This window comes from Cellulomonas sp. HZM, assembly GCF_000708885.1.
Taxonomy (GTDB): Bacteria; Actinomycetota; Actinomycetes; order Actinomycetales; family Cellulomonadaceae; genus Cellulomonas.
Genome location: NZ_JEOE01000050.1, coordinates 1 through 16268, shown reverse-complemented (window position 1 = coordinate 16268; position 16268 = coordinate 1). Strand labels below are relative to the sequence as shown.

The following is a 16268-nucleotide window of genomic DNA, read 5'->3' as shown; positions in this document are numbered from 1 at the left end:
CGGGTGCCGGGTGGGACCGCTCCCATCGACGAGCGGAACGCTAGCAGCGAATGCTGACCGAGCGGTAGGTAAATGCGTGCGTGGCAGCATCGGCGCATGACGAGCCCGACGCCGCGCGCCCGCCTCGCGCCCATGCGCCCGCGCGACCCGCACGAGGACGGCCGCACCGCGAGCACGCTCGAGCTGTTCTTCGACCTCGTGTTCGTCGTCGCCGTGAGCATCGCCGCGGCCAACCTGCACCACGCGCTGAGCGAGGGCGACGTCGGGCGCGGCCTGTCCGCCTACGCGCTCGTGTTCTTCGCCATCTGGTGGGCGTGGATGAACTTCACGTGGTTCGCCACGTCGTTCGACACCGACGACTGGCTCTACCGGCTGCTGACGATCGTGCAGATGTCCGGCGTGCTGGTGCTGGCCGCGGGCATCGAGCCGGCGTTCACCGAGCGCGACTACACGCTGCTCGTGCTCGCGTACGTGGTGATGCGGGTCGCGATGGTCGCGCAGTGGCTGCGCGCCTCCCGGTCGGCGGGCGCCGCGCGCCGGACCACCCAGGTCTACGCGGCAGGCATCGCGGCGGTGCAGGTGTGCTGGCTGCTCATGCTGCTGCTCCCGTCGGGCGCGCAGAGCGTTGTGCTGCCGCTGCTCGTCGTCGCCGAGATCGCCGTCCCCGTCGTCGCCGAGCGTCGCGGCACCACGCCGTGGCACCCGCACCACATCACCGAGCGGTACGGCCTGTTCACGCTCATCCTGCTCGGCGAGAGCCTGCTGGCCTCGGCCAACGCGATCATCGAGGCGCTGCACGACGACGCCGAGGTCGCGCGGCTCGTCGAGCTCGGGGTGCTCGCGTTCGTCGTGACCGCCGCGCTGTGGTGGATCTACTTCTGGCCCCCGCACCACCGCGCGATCGGCGGGCTGCGGCGCTCGATCCGGTACGGGTACGTGCACTACTTCGTCTTCGCCGCCGCGGGTGCGTTCTCCGCCGGCATCGAGGTCGAGATCGACGCGCTGACCGGCCACAGCGAGCTCGGCGACGTGGCCGCGTCGTTCACCGTGACGGTCCCGATCGCGGTGTTCGTGCTGGGGATCTGGTGGCTGGCGATCCGGGAGAACGCCGATCGCGTCGTCAACGTCGCGGTGCCCGTCGGTGCGCTGCTCGTCCTGCTCGACCCGGTGCTCCCCGTGCCGATCGCGCTGACGGCGCTGGTCATGGCGGCGATCGTCGTCGTCCTGGTGCTCCACCCGCCGCTGGACGAGCCGTCCGACGATCAGCACGGGCGAGCCGCCGCGCACTGACGCACGGGCGGGGCCAGACTCGGACCGGCGACCGCTCCGGCAACGTGCCCGGTGGCGCCGGGAGGAGTCCGACCGTGAGCACCGAAGCGCCCGACCTCGTCGCGCTCTACACCGACCTGCACGCCCACCCGGAGCTCGGCTTCGCCGAGGTGCGGACCGCGGCGATCGTCGCCGAGGCGCTGCGCGAGTGGGGCTACGCCGTCACGACGGGCATCGGCGGCACGGGCGTCGCCGCCGTCCTCGAACGTGGCGACGGGCCGACGGTCCTGCTGCGCGCCGACATGGACGGCCTGCCCGTGCGCGAGGAGACCGGCCTGCCGTACGCGAGCACCGCGACGGGCGAGCGGGGCGGGGAGCAGGTCCCGACGATGCACGCGTGCGGCCACGACGTCCACGTGACCTGTCTGCTCGGGGCCGCGCACGCGCTCGCGGCCGACGACTCCTGGGCGGGCCGGCTCGTGCTCGTCGCGCAGCCCGCGGAGGAGCTCGGGACAGGCGCCCGGGCGATGCTCGACGACGGGCTCTACGGCGTCACCGGCACGCCGGACGTGGTGCTCGGCCAGCACGTCGCACCGCTGCCCACCGGGGTCGTCGGCCTGCACCCCGGGCCGGCGTTCGCGACGTCGGACACCCTCCGCATCACGCTGCACGGGCGCGGTGGGCACGGGTCGCGGCCCGAGGCGACCGTCGACCCCGTGGTGATGGCCGCCGCCGTGGTGCTGCGGCTGCAGACGATCGTCGCGCGCGAGGTCGGCGGGTCCGACACCGCCGTCGTCACCGTCGGGACGCTGCATGCGGGCATCGCGCCGAACGTCATCCCCGACGACGCGACGCTGCAGGTCAACGTGCGCACGTACGACGAGCACGTACGTACGCGCGTGCTGTCCGCGATCGACCGGATCGCCCGCGCGGAGGCCGAGGCGTCGGGAGCGCCGCAGCCGCCGACGATCGAGCACCTCGACTCCTTCGCGGCGGTCGTGAACGACCCCGACGGGTGCTCGCGCACGGCGGCGGCACTGCGATCCGGCATGCCGGGCATCGTCGTCGTCGATCCCGGACCGGTCACCGGCAGCGAGGACGTGGGCGAGCTCGCGACCGACGCAGGCGTGCCCTGCGTCTACTGGATACTCGGGGGAGCGGACCCGGCGCCGTTCGCGGGCGCCTCGGGACCGGAGGACATGGCCCGCGTCATGGGCGGGCTGCCGTCCAACCACTCGCCGAAGTTCGCGCCCGTGCCGCAGCCGACGCTCGACCTCGGCGTGCGCACGCTGGTCACGGCTGCGCGGGAGTGGCTGGGCTGAGGCTCGTCAGTCCTCCGGGCAGGACGACGGGTCGTCTCGTGCTGTCCGGACGTCGGGGCAGGTCGCCGAACGCACGCGACGATCGGACGCGCCGGCGTAGCGGTCCGCCGTCGAGTCCGTGGTGACGGCCACCGTGCCGTCGCCCTGTGCGCGGTACGTCGAGACGATCGGGTCTCCCTCGGTCGTCGTGTGCGTCACGCGGAGCGTGGCCGGCGGACCCTTCTCGAGGCACGCCCAGACGGCAGCATCCACACGGCCCTGCACGTCGGCGCGCTCGTCGCCGCACGTGAACGCGGCGGGCGACGGCGCAGGGTCCGCGTTGCCGGAGCAGCCGCCGACGAGGAGCGCGACGAGCGCGAGCGACGACGCCAAGGTCCTGGTCATGCCTCGATCATGTCGTCGGCCGGGCTCGTCTTGCAGCCCACCCCGTCCGTCGCGGGTCAAGCGTGGCGGGCGCAGCGGGCCAGGATGCCGGGCCCGGCGAGGGGCGCTGCCCGTGAGACGGACGAGCCGAAGCCTTGACTCTTCTCCGCCCGGGGCGCATCCTCGTCGCTCACCCGGGTCGGCGTGTGCTGCCCGGGCTCGGAGCCGGACCAGGAAGGAGCTCCCCGATGACCTCGATCATCGCCATCACCGCTCCCCGTTCCTGTCCGTGCTGTCAGGTCCGCTGAACCAGCACCCGCCGCACCGGCGCCGCTGATCCAGACCCGCTGAGCGGGCCCCCTCGTCGGGGGCCGCCGCCGCCGGCCGTTCGTCGGCCGACCCAGACCTGACCCCGCCCGCGACGCACTGCTGCGCCCGCGGGCACCGCCGCACCCGAGAGGCACCGCCGTGAGCACCCCGACCCTGACCCCACACACCCTGACCCCGCGCGCGCTCGGCACCGCCGAGCTCGCCGACCTCGTCCGCGCGATCGCCGCCGACCCCGACCAGTGGCGCCACCTCGTCCGCTACGACGAGGCCGAGCGCTGGTGGACCCGCCTGCCCGGCCCCGACGGCGTCGACGTCTGGATCCTGTCCTGGCTGCAGCAGCAGGGCACCGAGCCGCACGACCACGGCGACTCGGCAGCCGCCTTCACGATCGTCGCGGGAACGCTCACCGAGCTGCGGCCCGATGCCGACGGCGCGCTGCAACCGCGGGGCTTCGCCGCCGGGCAGACGCAGACCGTCGAGGTCGGGCAGGTGCACGACGTCGTCAACCGTGCCGCGACCCCGGCCGTGAGCATCCACGCCTACTCCCCGCCGCTCGACCGGATGACGTACTACCGCCCCACGTCGGACGGCCTCGTGCCGACGCGCACCGTCGAGACGACGGAGCCCGAGGAGTGAGCGCGCGCCGCACGATCGACGACGTCCTCGCCGACGCCCGCGCGCGACTGACCCGGCTCTCCCCGACGCAGGCCTGGGACGCTCTGGGCCGCGGCGCGCTGCTCGTCGACATCCGGCCGCAGGCGCAGCGGGCCGACGAGGGGGACGTGCCGGACGCTCTCGTCATCGAGCGCAACGTGCTCGAGTGGCGGCTCGACCCCGCGAGCGCCCACCGCATCCCGCAGGCGGTGGACCACGACGTGCAGGTGCTCGTCATCTGCTCCGAGGGGTACACCTCGAGCCTCGCCGCGGCAGCGCTGCAGGAGCTGGGCCTGCACCGGGCGACCGACGTGGTCGGCGGGTTCCACGCGTGGCGGGCCGCGGGGCTGCCGACGACGAGCCGCGCCCCGCTCGCCGCGCGCGAGGAGCTGGTACCTGCCTAGTCTCGTCGGGAGCAGCCCGACGGGACCACGGCGGGCGCCGAGCCGGGGAGGTCGCATGAAGGGCAAGGTGGCGTTCGTCGCCGGGGCCGGGCTGGGCTACCTGCTCGGCACGCGTGCCGGCCGGGGGCAGTTCGAGAAGATCAAGGGCTGGGCCTCCGACATGTGGGCCGACCCGCGCGTGCAGGGGTACGTGCACGATGCGCAGGACCAGGCGATGCAGTTCGCGAAGGACCAGGGATCGGCGCTCAAGGACAAGGCGTTCGACGCGGCGAAGCAGGCTGTGGCGGGCGCGACGGGCTCGTCGGCGTCGTCGTCGCAGGACCGCGCGGACTACGACCCCGACGAGATCCTCATCGACCCGGATGCGCCCGACGCGGCGCTGGACGACGAGCTCGACCCGAACGGCCGTCGCCTCTGACGTCCCAGGCTGCAGGGGACGAACCACCTGCAGGGGACAACTAAACTCGCGCGGGTGCCCTCCCTCGTCGTCGACACGACGCCCCTGCGGATCAGCCCCGCCTTCCGGCGGCTGTGGCTCGGGCTCTCCGTGTCGAACCTGGGCACGCAGCTCACCGTCGTCGCGGTGGGTCTGCAGGTCTACGCGATCACCGGTTCGACGCTCGCCGTCGGCGTGCTCGGGCTGTTCGCGCTCGTCCCGCTGATCGTCTTCGGGCTCTACGGCGGCGCGATCGTCGACCACTACGACCGCCGCCGCGTCGCGCTGTACGCGTCGATCGTCAGCTGGGCCGTGATCCTGGTGCTCGCGGTGCAGGGCTGGGCGGGCAACGAGAACGTCGGGCTGCTGTACGCGCTGGTCGCGCTGCAGTCCGGCGCGAACGCGGTGAACAGCCCCGCGCGCTCGGCGATCATCCCGCGCCTGCTCGAGCCGCGGCTCATGCCCGCGGCCAACGCGCTGCAGGCCATCGGCTTCCAGACCGCGCTCACCGTCGGGCCGCTGCTCGGCGCGGCGCTCGTCGCCTGGGACGGCTACGGCCTGGCGTACACGGTGGACGCGGCGCTGTTCACGTTCGCGCTGGTCGCGGTGTTCCGGCTGCCGTCGGTGCTGCCCGAGCCGTCCGAGAACAGGCGCGCGCGCGTGGGCATCGGGTCCGTGGTCGACGGCCTGCGGTACCTCGGCACGCAGCGCAACGTGCGCATGACGTTCGCGGTGGACCTCATCGCGATGATCACCGCGATGCCGCGCGTCGTGTTCCCGGCCGTCGGGCTCTGGTACCTGGGCGGCGGTGCGACGACGACCGGCATCCTCACCGCCGCGCTCGCGGCCGGCGCCGTGCTGTCCGGCCTGTTCTCCGGCGGCCTCGCGCGCGTGCGCTGGCAGGGCCGCGTCATCACCTGGGCGATCACGTCGTGGGGGCTGTCGATCGTCGCGTTCGGGCTCGTGCTCGCGTTCGTCGGCCGGGACAAGCCGTCGCACGTGCTGTGGGGCGCGCTGGCGGTCGCGTGCTGCACGCTCGTCGCGGCGGGCGGGTCCGACGAGATCAGCGCGATCTTCCGCCAGACCATCCTGCAGACCGCCACGCCCGACGACATGCGCGGGCGGCTGCAGGGCGTGTTCCTCGTGGTCGTCGCGGGCGGCCCGCGGCTCGGCGAGCTGTGGATCGGGTCCGTCTCCGGGTGGATCGGCGAGGCCGGGGCCGTGATCCTCGGCGGCACGCTGTGCGTCGTGCTGCTGTGGCTGCTGGTGCGGTGGCAGCGCTCGTTCTGGGTGTACGACGCGCGTCATCCCGTGCCCTGACGGCCGGTCCTCCCGCGGGTGGACGCCGCCGCGGCGTCGTCGAGACCGCGGGCCGACGCGCGCGTTCGTGCTCGCGGGCGAGGCTGTCCGGCGTGACCCTCTACATCCACGGCCGCCCCGAGCGGTCGGTCCGACGACGACGCCGCGCGGCGCTCGTCGGCCTCGCGTCCGTGCCCGTGCTGCTCGCCGTCGGGGTGCACGTCGCGGCGTCCGCTGCCCCCGGGGTCGCCCCCGCGCTGGACCCCGAGCTCGCGCGGCGGTTCGAGGCCGCCCAGGTCGCTGCCGCAGCCGACGGGGTGTCGCTCACGCTCACCTCCGGCGCACGGACGGTCGCCGAGCAGCAGCACCTGGTCGACGACGCGGTCGATCGCTACGGCTCGGTCGCCGAAGCGCACCGCTACGTGCTGCCGCCCGGCAAGTCGTCGCACGTCGCCGGTCTTGCCGTCGACGTCGGTCCGCCCGCGGGCGCCGCGTGGCTCGCGAAGCACTCCGTCGAGCTCGGGCTGTGCCGCACGTACGCGAACGAGGCGTGGCACTTCGAGAAGCTGCCCGACGGCGCCACGCGGTGCCCGAAGATGCACCCCGACTCGTCGTGGGGGTGGTGACGGGGGTCAGGCCTGGTCGTCGGCCTGGTCGTCGGCTCGGTCGTCGGCTCGGTCGGCCGTCGTCTCGTCGGCCTCGCGGCGGCTCGTCCTGATCGCGCCGGCGATCTCGGTCGCGGCGACGCTCGAACCGGCCGTCGGGGAGGGCGACTCGTCCTCGACCGCGACGTCCTCGTCGATCGCCGCGGGCCTCGTCGGCCGCAACGTCGGGTAGGCGACGCCCACCGCGACCACCGCCAGCACGGCGGCCGCGACCACCACGAGGAAGCCCGCGTGCGCACCGTCCGCGTCGATGCGCGCGCCCGCGATCGACGAGCCGAACGAGACCCCCACGCCCAGCGCGGTCCCGACCCACGTCAGCCCCTCGGTGAGCCGCTCCGGCGGCACCAGCGCCTGCACCAGGCCGTTGCCGTTGATGAGCGTCGGCGCGATCGCGAACCCGGTCACGAACATGACCGCCGCGAGCACCCACAGCGACGTGACCAGGAAGAACAGGGACACGCCGACCGCGAGCGCGACCATCCCGATCGCGAACCGCAGGTGCAGCGGGCGGCGCCAGTGCCGCGTGCCGTACAGCAGGCCGGACAGCAGCGAGCCGAGCGCGAACACCGCGAGCACCGGGCCTGCGAGGTTCTTGCGGCCGGCCTCGTCGGCGAACGCGACCGTCGAGACGTCGTTGGCCCCGAAGATCGCGCCCATCGCGACGAACACGATCACCAGGACGATGACCGCGGGCGTGCGCAGCAGCGAGCCCGTGGGGCGTGGGCGGTCCTTGGGTGCGACGGGCGGCTCGGTGGTGCGCAGCGAGCAGAACCACAGGCCGCCGACCACCATCGCGACGAGCGGCACGACGAGGCCGGCGGACGGCGTGACGCTCGTCGCGAGCAACGTCGCCGCGACCGGGCCGACGACGAACACGAGCTCGTCGAGCGCCGACTCCAGCGCGTACGCGGTGTGCAGCGGCCGCGGTTCGCCGCCCAGCACGTGCGTCCAGCGCGCGCGGACCAGGGAACCGAACGAGCCGATCGCCGCACCGGTGAGCGCCGCGGTGACGTAGAGCCACGGCGTGGGCGCCTTGGTCAGCGCGGCGACGACGAGGCCGACGAGGGCCGTCGCCGCGACCGCGACCGCGGGGCGCATGACCCGCGCCTGACCGTGCCGGTCGACGAGCCGCGCGATCTGCGGGGAGCACACCGCCTGCGCGATGACGTACGTCGCCGAGACCCGGCCCGCGAGCCCGTACGACCCGTACAGCGCCTGCACCATGAGCACGATGCCGATGCCCACCATCGACATGGGCAGCCGCGCGACGGTGCCGGCCGCCGAGAACGACAGTGCTCCCGGGCGGCGGAGGATCTCGCGGTACGGCTGCAGCACCCCCCGATACTCCCATCCCTTCCGCCTGGTAGGCATCCGCCACCGCACCGCCCGGCCGGCCGGGCGGTGCGGTGGCGGATGCCTACCAGGCGGAAGGGATGGGAGTATCGGGGGGTGCTGCAGCCGTACCGCGAGATCCTCCGCCGCCCGGGAGCACTGTCGTTCTCGGCGGCCGGCACCGTCGCGCGGCTGCCCATGTCGATGGTGGGCATCGGCATCGTGCTCATGGTGCAGGCGCTGTACGGGTCGTACGGGCTCGCGGGCCGGGTCTCGGCGACGTACGTCATCGCGCAGGCGGTGTGCTCCCCGCAGATCGCGCGGCTCGTCGACCGGCACGGTCAGGCGCGGGTCATGCGCCCCGCGGTCGCGGTCGCGGCGACGGCCCTCGTCGGCCTCGTCGTCGCCGCGCTGACCAAGGCGCCCACGCCGTGGCTCTACGTCACCGCGGCGCTCACCGGTGCGGCGATCGGCTCGTTCGGTTCCCTGGTCCGCGCGCGCTGGACGCACGTGCTGGGCGGCGAACCGCGGCCGCTGCACACCGCGTACGCGCTGGAGTCGGCGCTCGACGAGCTCGTGTTCGTCGTCGGCCCGGTCGCGGCGACGTTGCTCGCGACGAGCGTCACGCCGTCCGCCGGCCTCGTCGTGCCGCTCGTCGCGATGGTGGTCGGCGGCCTGTGGTTCTGCTCGCTGCGCACCACCGAGCCGCCCGTCGCACCCAAGGACCGCCCACGCCCCACGGGCTCGCTGCTGCGCACGCCCGCGGTCATCGTCCTGGTGATCGTGTTCGTCGCGATGGGCGCGATCTTCGGGGCCAACGACGTCTCGACGGTCGCGTTCGCCGACGAGGCCGGCCGCAAGAACCTCGCAGGCCCGGTGCTCGCGGTGTTCGCGCTCGGCTCGCTGCTGTCCGGCCTGCTGTACGGCACGCGGCACTGGCGCCGCCCGCTGCACCTGCGGTTCGCGATCGGGATGGTCGCGCTCGCGGTCGGCGTGTCCCTGTTCTTCCTGGTCACGTCGCTGTGGGTGCTCGCGGCGGTCATGTTCGTGACCGGGTTCGCGATCGCGCCGACGCTCATCAACGGCAACGGCCTGGTGCAGGCGCTGGTGCCGCCGGAGCGGCTCACCGAGGGGCTGACGTGGGTCGGGACCGCGCTGGGCGTGGGGGTCTCGTTCGGCTCGTCGATCGCGGGCGCGCGCATCGACGCGGACGGTGCGCACGCGGGCTTCCTCGTGGTGGTCGCGGCCGCCGTGCTGGCGGTGGTCGCGGTGGGCGTCGCCTACCCGACGTTGCGGCCGACGAGGCCCGCGGCGATCGACGAGGACGTCGCGGTCGAGGACGAGTCGCCCTCCCCGACGGCCGGTTCGAGCGTCGCCGCGACCGAGATCGCCGGCGCGATCAGGACGAGCCGCCGCGAGGCCGACGAGACGACGGCCGACCGAGCCGACGACCGAGCCGACGACCAGGCCGACGACCAGGCCTGACCCCCGTCACCACCCCCACGACGAGTCGGGGTGCATCTTCGGGCACCGCGTGGCGCCGTCGGGCAGCTTCTCGAAGTGCCACGCCTCGTTCGCGTACGTGCGGCACAGCCCGAGCTCGACGGAGTGCTTCGCGAGCCACGCGGCGCCCGCGGGCGGACCGACGTCGACGGCAAGACCGGCGACGTGCGACGACTTGCCGGGCGGCAGCACGTAGCGGTGCGCTTCGGCGACCGAGCCGTAGCGATCGACCGCGTCGTCGACCAGGTGCTGCTGCTCGGCGACCGTCCGTGCGCCGGAGGTGAGCGTGAGCGACACCCCGTCGGCTGCGGCAGCGACCTGGGCGGCCTCGAACCGCCGCGCGAGCTCGGGGTCCAGCGCGGGGGCGACCCCGGGGGCAGCGGACGCCGCGACGTGCACCCCGACGGCGAGCAGCACGGGCACGGACGCGAGGCCGACGAGCGCCGCGCGGCGTCGTCGTCGGACCGACCGCTCGGGGCGGCCGTGGATGTAGAGGGTCACGCCGGACAGCCTCGCCCGCGAGCACGAACGCGCGCGTCGGCCCGCGGTCTCGACGACGCCGCGGCGGCGTCCACCCGCGGGAGGACCGGCCGTCAGGGCACGGGATGACGCGCGTCGTACACCCAGAACGAGCGCTGCCACCGCACCAGCAGCCACAGCAGCACGACGCACAGCGTGCCGCCGAGGATCACGGCCCCGGCCTCGCCGATCCACCCGGAGACGGACCCGATCCACAGCTCGCCGAGCCGCGGGCCGCCCGCGACGACCACGAGGAACACGCCCTGCAGCCGCCCGCGCATGTCGTCGGGCGTGGCGGTCTGCAGGATGGTCTGGCGGAAGATCGCGCTGATCTCGTCGGACCCGCCCGCCGCGACGAGCGTGCAGCACGCGACCGCCAGCGCGCCCCACAGCACGTGCGACGGCTTGTCCCGGCCGACGAACGCGAGCACGAGCCCGAACGCGACGATCGACAGCCCCCACGACGTGATCGCCCAGGTGATGACGCGGCCCTGCCAGCGCACGCGCGCGAGGCCGCCGGAGAACAGGCCGGACAGCACGGCGCCGGCCGCGAGCGCGGCGGTGAGGATGCCGGTCGTCGTCGCACCGCCGCCCAGGTACCAGAGCCCGACGGCCGGGAACACGACGCGCGGCATCGCGGTGATCATCGCGATGAGGTCCACCGCGAACGTCATGCGCACGTTGCGCTGCGTGCCGAGGTACCGCAGGCCGTCGACCACGGACCCGATGCCCACGCGCGCGCGCCTGTTCTCGGACGGCTCGGGCAGCACCGACGGCAGCCGGAACACCGCGACCAGCGCGAACGTGAACAGCGCCGCGTCCACCGTGTACGCCAGGCCGTAGCCGTCCCAGGCGACGAGCGCCGCGCCGAGCAGCGGCCCGACGGTGAGCGCGGTCTGGAAGCCGATGGCCTGCAGCGCGTTGGCCGCGGGCATGAGCCGCGGCTCGAGCAGGCGCGGGATGATCGCCGAGCGCGCGGGGCTGTTCACCGCGTTCGCGCCGGACTGCAGCGCGACCAGCGCGTACAGCAGCCCGACGTTCTCGTTGCCCGCCCAGCCCTGCACCGCGAGCACCAGGATCACGGCCCAGCTGACGATCGACGCGTACAGCGCGACGCGGCGGCGGTCGTAGTGGTCGACGATCGCGCCGCCGTAGAGCCCGAAGACGATCAGCGGGACGAGCGCGAACAGCCCGAGCACGCCGACGGCGAGCGTCGAACCGGTGATCGCGTAGACCTGCAGACCCACCGCGACGACGGTGAGCTGCGTGCCCAGGTTCGACACGGAGAGCCCGAGCCACAGCCGCCGGAAGGCGGGGCTGATCCGCAGGGGCGTCGTGTCGACGACGAGGGAGGGCACCCGCGCGAGTTTAGTTGTCCCCTGCAGGTGGTTCGTCCCCTGCAGCCTGGGACGTCAGAGGCGACGGCCGTTCGGGTCGAGCTCGTCGTCCAGCGCCGCGTCGGGCGCATCCGGGTCGATGAGGATCTCGTCGGGGTCGTAGTCCGCGCGGTCCTGCGACGACGACGCCGACGAGCCCGTCGCGCCCGCCACAGCCTGCTTCGCCGCGTCGAACGCCTTGTCCTTGAGCGCCGATCCCTGGTCCTTCGCGAACTGCATCGCCTGGTCCTGCGCATCGTGCACGTACCCCTGCACGCGCGGGTCGGCCCACATGTCGGAGGCCCAGCCCTTGATCTTCTCGAACTGCCCCCGGCCGGCACGCGTGCCGAGCAGGTAGCCCAGCCCGGCCCCGGCGACGAACGCCACCTTGCCCTTCATGCGACCTCCCCGGCTCGGCGCCCGCCGTGGTCCCGTCGGGCTGCTCCCGACGAGACTAGGCAGGTACCAGCTCCTCGCGCGCGGCGAGCGGGGCGCGGCTCGTCGTCGGCAGCCCCGCGGCCCGCCACGCGTGGAACCCGCCGACCACGTCGGTCGCCCGGTGCAGGCCCAGCTCCTGCAGCGCTGCCGCGGCGAGGCTCGAGGTGTACCCCTCGGAGCAGATGACGAGCACCTGCACGTCGTGGTCCACCGCCTGCGGGATGCGGTGGGCGCTCGCGGGGTCGAGCCGCCACTCGAGCACGTTGCGCTCGATGACGAGAGCGTCCGGCACGTCCCCCTCGTCGGCCCGCTGCGCCTGCGGCCGGATGTCGACGAGCAGCGCGCCGCGGCCCAGAGCGTCCCAGGCCTGCGTCGGGGAGAGCCGGGTCAGTCGCGCGCGGGCGTCGGCGAGGACGTCGTCGATCGTGCGGCGCGCGCTCACTCCTCGGGCTCCGTCGTCTCGACGGTGCGCGTCGGCACGAGGCCGTCCGACGTGGGGCGGTAGTACGTCATCCGGTCGAGCGGCGGGGAGTAGGCGTGGATGCTCACGGCCGGGGTCGCGGCACGGTTGACGACGTCGTGCACCTGCCCGACCTCGACGGTCTGCGTCTGCCCGGCGGCGAAGCCCCGCGGTTGCAGCGCGCCGTCGGCATCGGGCCGCAGCTCGGTGAGCGTTCCCGCGACGATCGTGAAGGCGGCTGCCGAGTCGCCGTGGTCGTGCGGCTCGGTGCCCTGCTGCTGCAGCCAGGACAGGATCCAGACGTCGACGCCGTCGGGGCCGGGCAGGCGGGTCCACCAGCGCTCGGCCTCGTCGTAGCGGACGAGGTGGCGCCACTGGTCGGGGTCGGCGGCGATCGCGCGGACGAGGTCGGCGAGCTCGGCGGTGCCGAGCGCGCGCGGGGTCAGGGTGTGTGGGGTCAGGGTCGGGGTGCTCACGGCGGTGCCTCTCGGGTGCGGCGGTGCCCGCGGGCGCAGCAGTGCGTCGCGGGCGGGGTCAGGTCTGGGTCGGCCGACGAACGGCCGGCGGCGGCGGCCCCCGACGAGGGGGCCCGCTCAGCGGGTCTGGATCAGCGGCGCCGGTGCGGCGGGTGCTGGTTCAGCGGACCTGACAGCACGGACAGGAACGGGGAGCGGTGATGGCGATGATCGAGGTCATCGGGGAGCTCCTTCCTGGTCCGGCTCCGAGCCCGGGCAGCACACGCCGACCCGGGTGAGCGACGAGGATGCGCCCCGGGCGGAGAAGAGTCAAGGCTTCGGCTCGTCCGTCTCACGGGCAGCGCCCCTCGCCGGGCCCGGCATCCTGGCCCGCTGCGCCCGCCACGCTTGACCCGCGACGGACGGGGTGGGCTGCAAGACGAGCCCGGCCGACGACATGATCGAGGCATGACCAGGACCTTGGCGTCGTCGCTCGCGCTCGTCGCGCTCCTCGTCGGCGGCTGCTCCGGCAACGCGGACCCTGCGCCGTCGCCCGCCGCGTTCACGTGCGGCGACGAGCGCGCCGACGTGCAGGGCCGTGTGGATGCTGCCGTCTGGGCGTGCCTCGAGAAGGGTCCGCCGGCCACGCTCCGCGTGACGCACACGACGACCGAGGGAGACCCGATCGTCTCGACGTACCGCGCACAGGGCGACGGCACGGTGGCCGTCACCACGGACTCGACGGCGGACCGCTACGCCGGCGCGTCCGATCGTCGCGTGCGTTCGGCGACCTGCCCCGACGTCCGGACAGCACGAGACGACCCGTCGTCCTGCCCGGAGGACTGACGAGCCTCAGCCCAGCCACTCCCGCGCAGCCGTGACCAGCGTGCGCACGCCGAGGTCGAGCGTCGGCTGCGGCACGGGCGCGAACTTCGGCGAGTGGTTGGACGGCAGCCCGCCCATGACGCGGGCCATGTCCTCCGGTCCCGAGGCGCCCGCGAACGGCGCCGGGTCCGCTCCCCCGAGTATCCAGTAGACGCAGGGCACGCCTGCGTCGGTCGCGAGCTCGCCCACGTCCTCGCTGCCGGTGACCGGTCCGGGATCGACGACGACGATGCCCGGCATGCCGGATCGCAGTGCCGCCGCCGTGCGCGAGCACCCGTCGGGGTCGTTCACGACCGCCGCGAAGGAGTCGAGGTGCTCGATCGTCGGCGGCTGCGGCGCTCCCGACGCCTCGGCCTCCGCGCGGGCGATCCGGTCGATCGCGGACAGCACGCGCGTACGTACGTGCTCGTCGTACGTGCGCACGTTGACCTGCAGCGTCGCGTCGTCGGGGATGACGTTCGGCGCGATGCCCGCATGCAGCGTCCCGACGGTGACGACGGCGGTGTCGGACCCGCCGACCTCGCGCGCGACGATCGTCTGCAGCCGCAGCACCACGGCGGCGGCCATCACCACGGGGTCGACGGTCGCCTCGGGCCGCGACCCGTGCCCACCGCGCCCGTGCAGCGTGATGCGGAGGGTGTCCGACGTCGCGAACGCCGGCCCGGGGTGCAGGCCGACGACCCCGGTGGGCAGCGGTGCGACGTGCTGGCCGAGCACCACGTCCGGCGTGCCGGTGACGCCGTAGAGCCCGTCGTCGAGCATCGCCCGGGCGCCTGTCCCGAGCTCCTCCGCGGGCTGCGCGACGAGCACGAGCCGGCCCGCCCAGGAGTCGTCGGCCGCGAGCGCGTGCGCGGCCCCGAGCAGACAGGTCACGTGGACGTCGTGGCCGCACGCGTGCATCGTCGGGACCTGCTCCCCGCCCCGCTCGCCCGTCGCGGTGCTCGCGTACGGCAGGCCGGTCTCCTCGCGCACGGGCAGGCCGTCCATGTCGGCGCGCAGCAGGACCGTCGGCCCGTCGCCACGTTCGAGGACGGCGGCGACGCCCGTGCCGCCGATGCCCGTCGTGACGGCGTAGCCCCACTCGCGCAGCGCCTCGGCGACGATCGCCGCGGTCCGCACCTCGGCGAAGCCGAGCTCCGGGTGGGCGTGCAGGTCGGTGTAGAGCGCGACGAGGTCGGGCGCTTCGGTGCTCACGGTCGGACTCCTCCCGGCGCCACCGGGCACGTTGCCGGAGCGGTCGCCGGTCCGAGTCTGGCCCCGCCCGTGCGTCAGTGCGCGGCGGCTCGCCCGTGCTGATCGTCGGACGGCTCGTCCAGCGGCGGGTGGAGCACCAGGACGACGACGATCGCCGCCATGACCAGCGCCGTCAGCGCGATCGGCACGGGGAGCACCGGGTCGAGCAGGACGAGCAGCGCACCGACGGGCACCGCGACGTTGACGACGCGATCGGCGTTCTCCCGGATCGCCAGCCACCAGATCCCCAGCACGAACACCGCGATCGGGACCGTCACGGTGAACGACGCGGCCACGTCGCCGAGCTCGCTGTGGCCGGTCAGCGCGTCGATCTCGACCTCGATGCCGGCGGAGAACGCACCCGCGGCGGCGAAGACGAAGTAGTGCACGTACCCGTACCGGATCGAGCGCCGCAGCCCGCCGATCGCGCGGTGGTGCGGGGGCCAGAAGTAGATCCACCACAGCGCGGCGGTCACGACGAACGCGAGCACCCCGAGCTCGACGAGCCGCGCGACCTCGGCGTCGTCGTGCAGCGCCTCGATGATCGCGTTGGCCGAGGCCAGCAGGCTCTCGCCGAGCAGGATGAGCGTGAACAGGCCGTACCGCTCGGTGATGTGGTGCGGGTGCCACGGCGTGGTGCCGCGACGCTCGGCGACGACGGGGACGGCGATCTCGGCGACGACGAGCAGCGGCAGCACAACGCTCTGCGCGCCCGACGGGAGCAGCAGCATGAGCAGCCAGCACACCTGCACCGCCGCGATGCCTGCCGCGTAGACCTGGGTGGTCCGGCGCGCGGCGCCCGCCGACCGGGAGGCGCGCAGCCACTGCGCGACCATCGCGACCCGCATCACCACGTACGCGAGCACGAGCAGCGTGTAGTCGCGCTCGGTGAACGCCGGCTCGATGCCCGCGGCCAGCACCAGCACGCCGGACATCTGCACGATCGTCAGCAGCCGGTAGAGCCAGTCGTCGGTGTCGAACGACGTGGCGAACCACGTGAAGTTCATCCACGCCCACCAGATGGCGAAGAACACGAGCGCGTAGGCGGACAGGCCGCGCCCGACGTCGCCCTCGCTCAGCGCGTGGTGCAGGTTGGCCGCGGCGATGCTCACGGCGACGACGAACACGAGGTCGAAGAACAGCTCGAGCGTGCTCGCGGTGCGGCCGTCCTCGTGCGGGTCGCGCGGGCGCATGGGCGCGAGGCGGGCGCGCGGCGTCGGGCTCGTCATGCGCCGATGCTGCCACGCACGCATTTACCTACCGCTCGGTCAGCATTCGCTGCTAGCGTTCCGCTCGTCGATGGGAGCGGTCCCACCCGGCACCGG

At 74.0% G+C, this 16268-nt stretch carries 18 protein-coding genes; 9 read left to right on the top strand and 9 right to left on the bottom strand.

Annotated elements, in window-relative coordinates:
* The first annotated feature begins 96 nt into the window (after nt 1–96).
* The gene (locus AW16_RS0115830) at nt 97–1290 is read left to right on the top strand and encodes a low temperature requirement protein A (RefSeq protein WP_029291948.1); all 1194 of its coding nucleotides are present in this window, start codon (nt 97–99) and stop codon (nt 1288–1290) included.
* A 74-nt stretch (nt 1291–1364) separates the two neighbouring features.
* Nucleotides 1365–2591 (top strand): amidohydrolase, encoded by a 1227-nt coding sequence (locus tag AW16_RS0115825; RefSeq protein ID WP_029291950.1) that lies wholly within the window; start codon nt 1365–1367, stop codon nt 2589–2591.
* A 6-nt stretch (nt 2592–2597) separates the two neighbouring features.
* On the opposite strand, the gene AW16_RS0115820 is transcribed toward AW16_RS0115825, so the two are convergent.
* On the bottom strand, nt 2598–2975 hold the full coding sequence (locus AW16_RS0115820) for a DUF4362 domain-containing protein (RefSeq protein WP_156044213.1): 378 nt from the start codon (nt 2973–2975) through the stop codon (nt 2598–2600).
* A 447-nt stretch (nt 2976–3422) separates the two neighbouring features.
* Here AW16_RS0115820 and AW16_RS0115810 point away from each other — a divergent pair, with 447 nt between their 5' ends.
* The 5 genes from AW16_RS0115810 (at nt 3423) to AW16_RS0115790 (ending at nt 6703) form a co-directional block, all read left to right on the top strand.
* Nucleotides 3423–3920 carry a cysteine dioxygenase family protein gene (locus AW16_RS0115810; protein ID WP_029291953.1) on the top strand — a complete coding sequence of 166 codons (498 nt, stop codon included), beginning with the start codon at nt 3423–3425 and terminating at the stop codon, nt 3918–3920.
* Nucleotides 3917–4342: a rhodanese-like domain-containing protein gene (locus AW16_RS0115805; protein WP_051682014.1), complete on the top strand. Its 426-nt coding sequence runs from the start codon at nt 3917–3919 to the stop codon at nt 4340–4342. The genes AW16_RS0115810 and AW16_RS0115805 overlap by 4 nt, the downstream gene beginning before the upstream one ends.
* Nucleotides 4343–4397: 55 nt before the next feature.
* Nucleotides 4398–4760 carry a YtxH domain-containing protein gene (locus tag AW16_RS0115800; protein ID WP_034649642.1) on the top strand — a complete coding sequence of 121 codons (363 nt, stop codon included), beginning with the start codon at nt 4398–4400 and terminating at the stop codon, nt 4758–4760.
* Nucleotides 4761–4814: 54 nt separating this feature from the next.
* The gene (locus AW16_RS0115795; protein ID WP_029291959.1) at nt 4815–6098 is read left to right on the top strand and encodes an MFS transporter; all 1284 of its coding nucleotides are present in this window, start codon (nt 4815–4817) and stop codon (nt 6096–6098) included.
* Nucleotides 6099–6190: 92 nt separating this feature from the next.
* On the top strand, nt 6191–6703 hold the full coding sequence (locus AW16_RS0115790) for a M15 family metallopeptidase (RefSeq protein WP_197021645.1): 513 nt from the start codon (nt 6191–6193) through the stop codon (nt 6701–6703).
* A gap of 6 nt (nt 6704–6709) precedes the next feature.
* Here AW16_RS0115790 and AW16_RS0115785 read toward each other — a convergent pair whose 3' ends face one another.
* Nucleotides 6710–8077, bottom strand: a complete 1368-nt coding sequence (locus AW16_RS0115785; protein ID WP_081861741.1) for an MFS transporter — start codon at nt 8075–8077, stop codon at nt 6710–6712.
* 114 nt (nt 8078–8191) lie between these two features.
* On the opposite strand from AW16_RS0115785, the gene AW16_RS0115780 reads away from it, so the two are divergent.
* The gene (locus AW16_RS0115780) at nt 8192–9559 is read left to right on the top strand and encodes an MFS transporter (protein WP_081861741.1); all 1368 of its coding nucleotides are present in this window, start codon (nt 8192–8194) and stop codon (nt 9557–9559) included.
* A gap of 6 nt (nt 9560–9565) precedes the next feature.
* On the opposite strand, the gene AW16_RS0115775 is transcribed toward AW16_RS0115780, so the two are convergent.
* The 5 genes from AW16_RS0115775 to AW16_RS0115755 all read right to left on the bottom strand — a co-directional run bounded on the left by AW16_RS0115775 (nt 9566) and on the right by AW16_RS0115755 (nt 12846).
* A complete protein-coding gene (locus tag AW16_RS0115775; protein WP_197021645.1) occupies nt 9566–10078 on the bottom strand; it encodes a M15 family metallopeptidase in 513 nt (170 codons plus the stop codon).
* A gap of 92 nt (nt 10079–10170) precedes the next feature.
* Nucleotides 10171–11454, bottom strand: coding sequence for an MFS transporter (locus tag AW16_RS0115770; RefSeq protein WP_029291959.1), 1284 nt, complete (start codon nt 11452–11454; stop codon nt 10171–10173).
* A gap of 54 nt (nt 11455–11508) precedes the next feature.
* The gene (locus AW16_RS0115765) at nt 11509–11871 is read right to left on the bottom strand and encodes a YtxH domain-containing protein (RefSeq protein WP_034649642.1); all 363 of its coding nucleotides are present in this window, start codon (nt 11869–11871) and stop codon (nt 11509–11511) included.
* A 55-nt stretch (nt 11872–11926) separates the two neighbouring features.
* Nucleotides 11927–12352: a rhodanese-like domain-containing protein gene (locus AW16_RS0115760; RefSeq protein WP_051682014.1), complete on the bottom strand. Its 426-nt coding sequence runs from the start codon at nt 12350–12352 to the stop codon at nt 11927–11929.
* Nucleotides 12349–12846 (bottom strand): cysteine dioxygenase family protein, encoded by a 498-nt coding sequence (locus AW16_RS0115755; RefSeq protein WP_029291953.1) that lies wholly within the window; start codon nt 12844–12846, stop codon nt 12349–12351. Before AW16_RS0115755 ends, AW16_RS0115760 begins: the two co-directional genes overlap by 4 nt.
* A gap of 447 nt (nt 12847–13293) precedes the next feature.
* Between AW16_RS0115755 and AW16_RS0115750 the strand changes: the two genes are divergently transcribed.
* Entirely contained in the window at nt 13294–13671 is a 378-nt protein-coding gene (locus AW16_RS0115750) for a DUF4362 domain-containing protein (RefSeq protein ID WP_156044213.1), read from the top strand.
* 6 nt (nt 13672–13677) lie between these two features.
* On the opposite strand, the gene AW16_RS0115745 is transcribed toward AW16_RS0115750, so the two are convergent.
* On the bottom strand, nt 13678–14904 hold the full coding sequence (locus tag AW16_RS0115745) for an amidohydrolase (RefSeq protein WP_029291950.1): 1227 nt from the start codon (nt 14902–14904) through the stop codon (nt 13678–13680).
* A gap of 74 nt (nt 14905–14978) precedes the next feature.
* On the bottom strand, nt 14979–16172 hold the full coding sequence (locus AW16_RS0115740) for a low temperature requirement protein A (RefSeq protein WP_029291948.1): 1194 nt from the start codon (nt 16170–16172) through the stop codon (nt 14979–14981).
* Nucleotides 16173–16268 lie beyond the last annotated feature (96 nt).

What these genes read in the sequence shown, in the direction of transcription:
- AW16_RS0115830 (WP_029291948.1), top strand. Translation starts at nt 97, where the DNA reads ATGACGAGCCCGACGCCGCGCGCCCGCCTCGCGCCCATGCGCCCGCGC.
- AW16_RS0115820 (WP_156044213.1), bottom strand. Translation starts at nt 2,975, where the DNA reads ATGACCAGGACCTTGGCGTCGTCGCTCGCGCTCGTCGCGCTCCTCGTC.
- AW16_RS0115800 (WP_034649642.1), top strand. Translation starts at nt 4,398, where the DNA reads ATGAAGGGCAAGGTGGCGTTCGTCGCCGGGGCCGGGCTGGGCTACCTG.
- AW16_RS0115765 (WP_034649642.1), bottom strand. Translation starts at nt 11,871, where the DNA reads ATGAAGGGCAAGGTGGCGTTCGTCGCCGGGGCCGGGCTGGGCTACCTG.
- AW16_RS0115750 (WP_156044213.1), top strand. Translation starts at nt 13,294, where the DNA reads ATGACCAGGACCTTGGCGTCGTCGCTCGCGCTCGTCGCGCTCCTCGTC.
- AW16_RS0115740 (WP_029291948.1), bottom strand. Translation starts at nt 16,172, where the DNA reads ATGACGAGCCCGACGCCGCGCGCCCGCCTCGCGCCCATGCGCCCGCGC.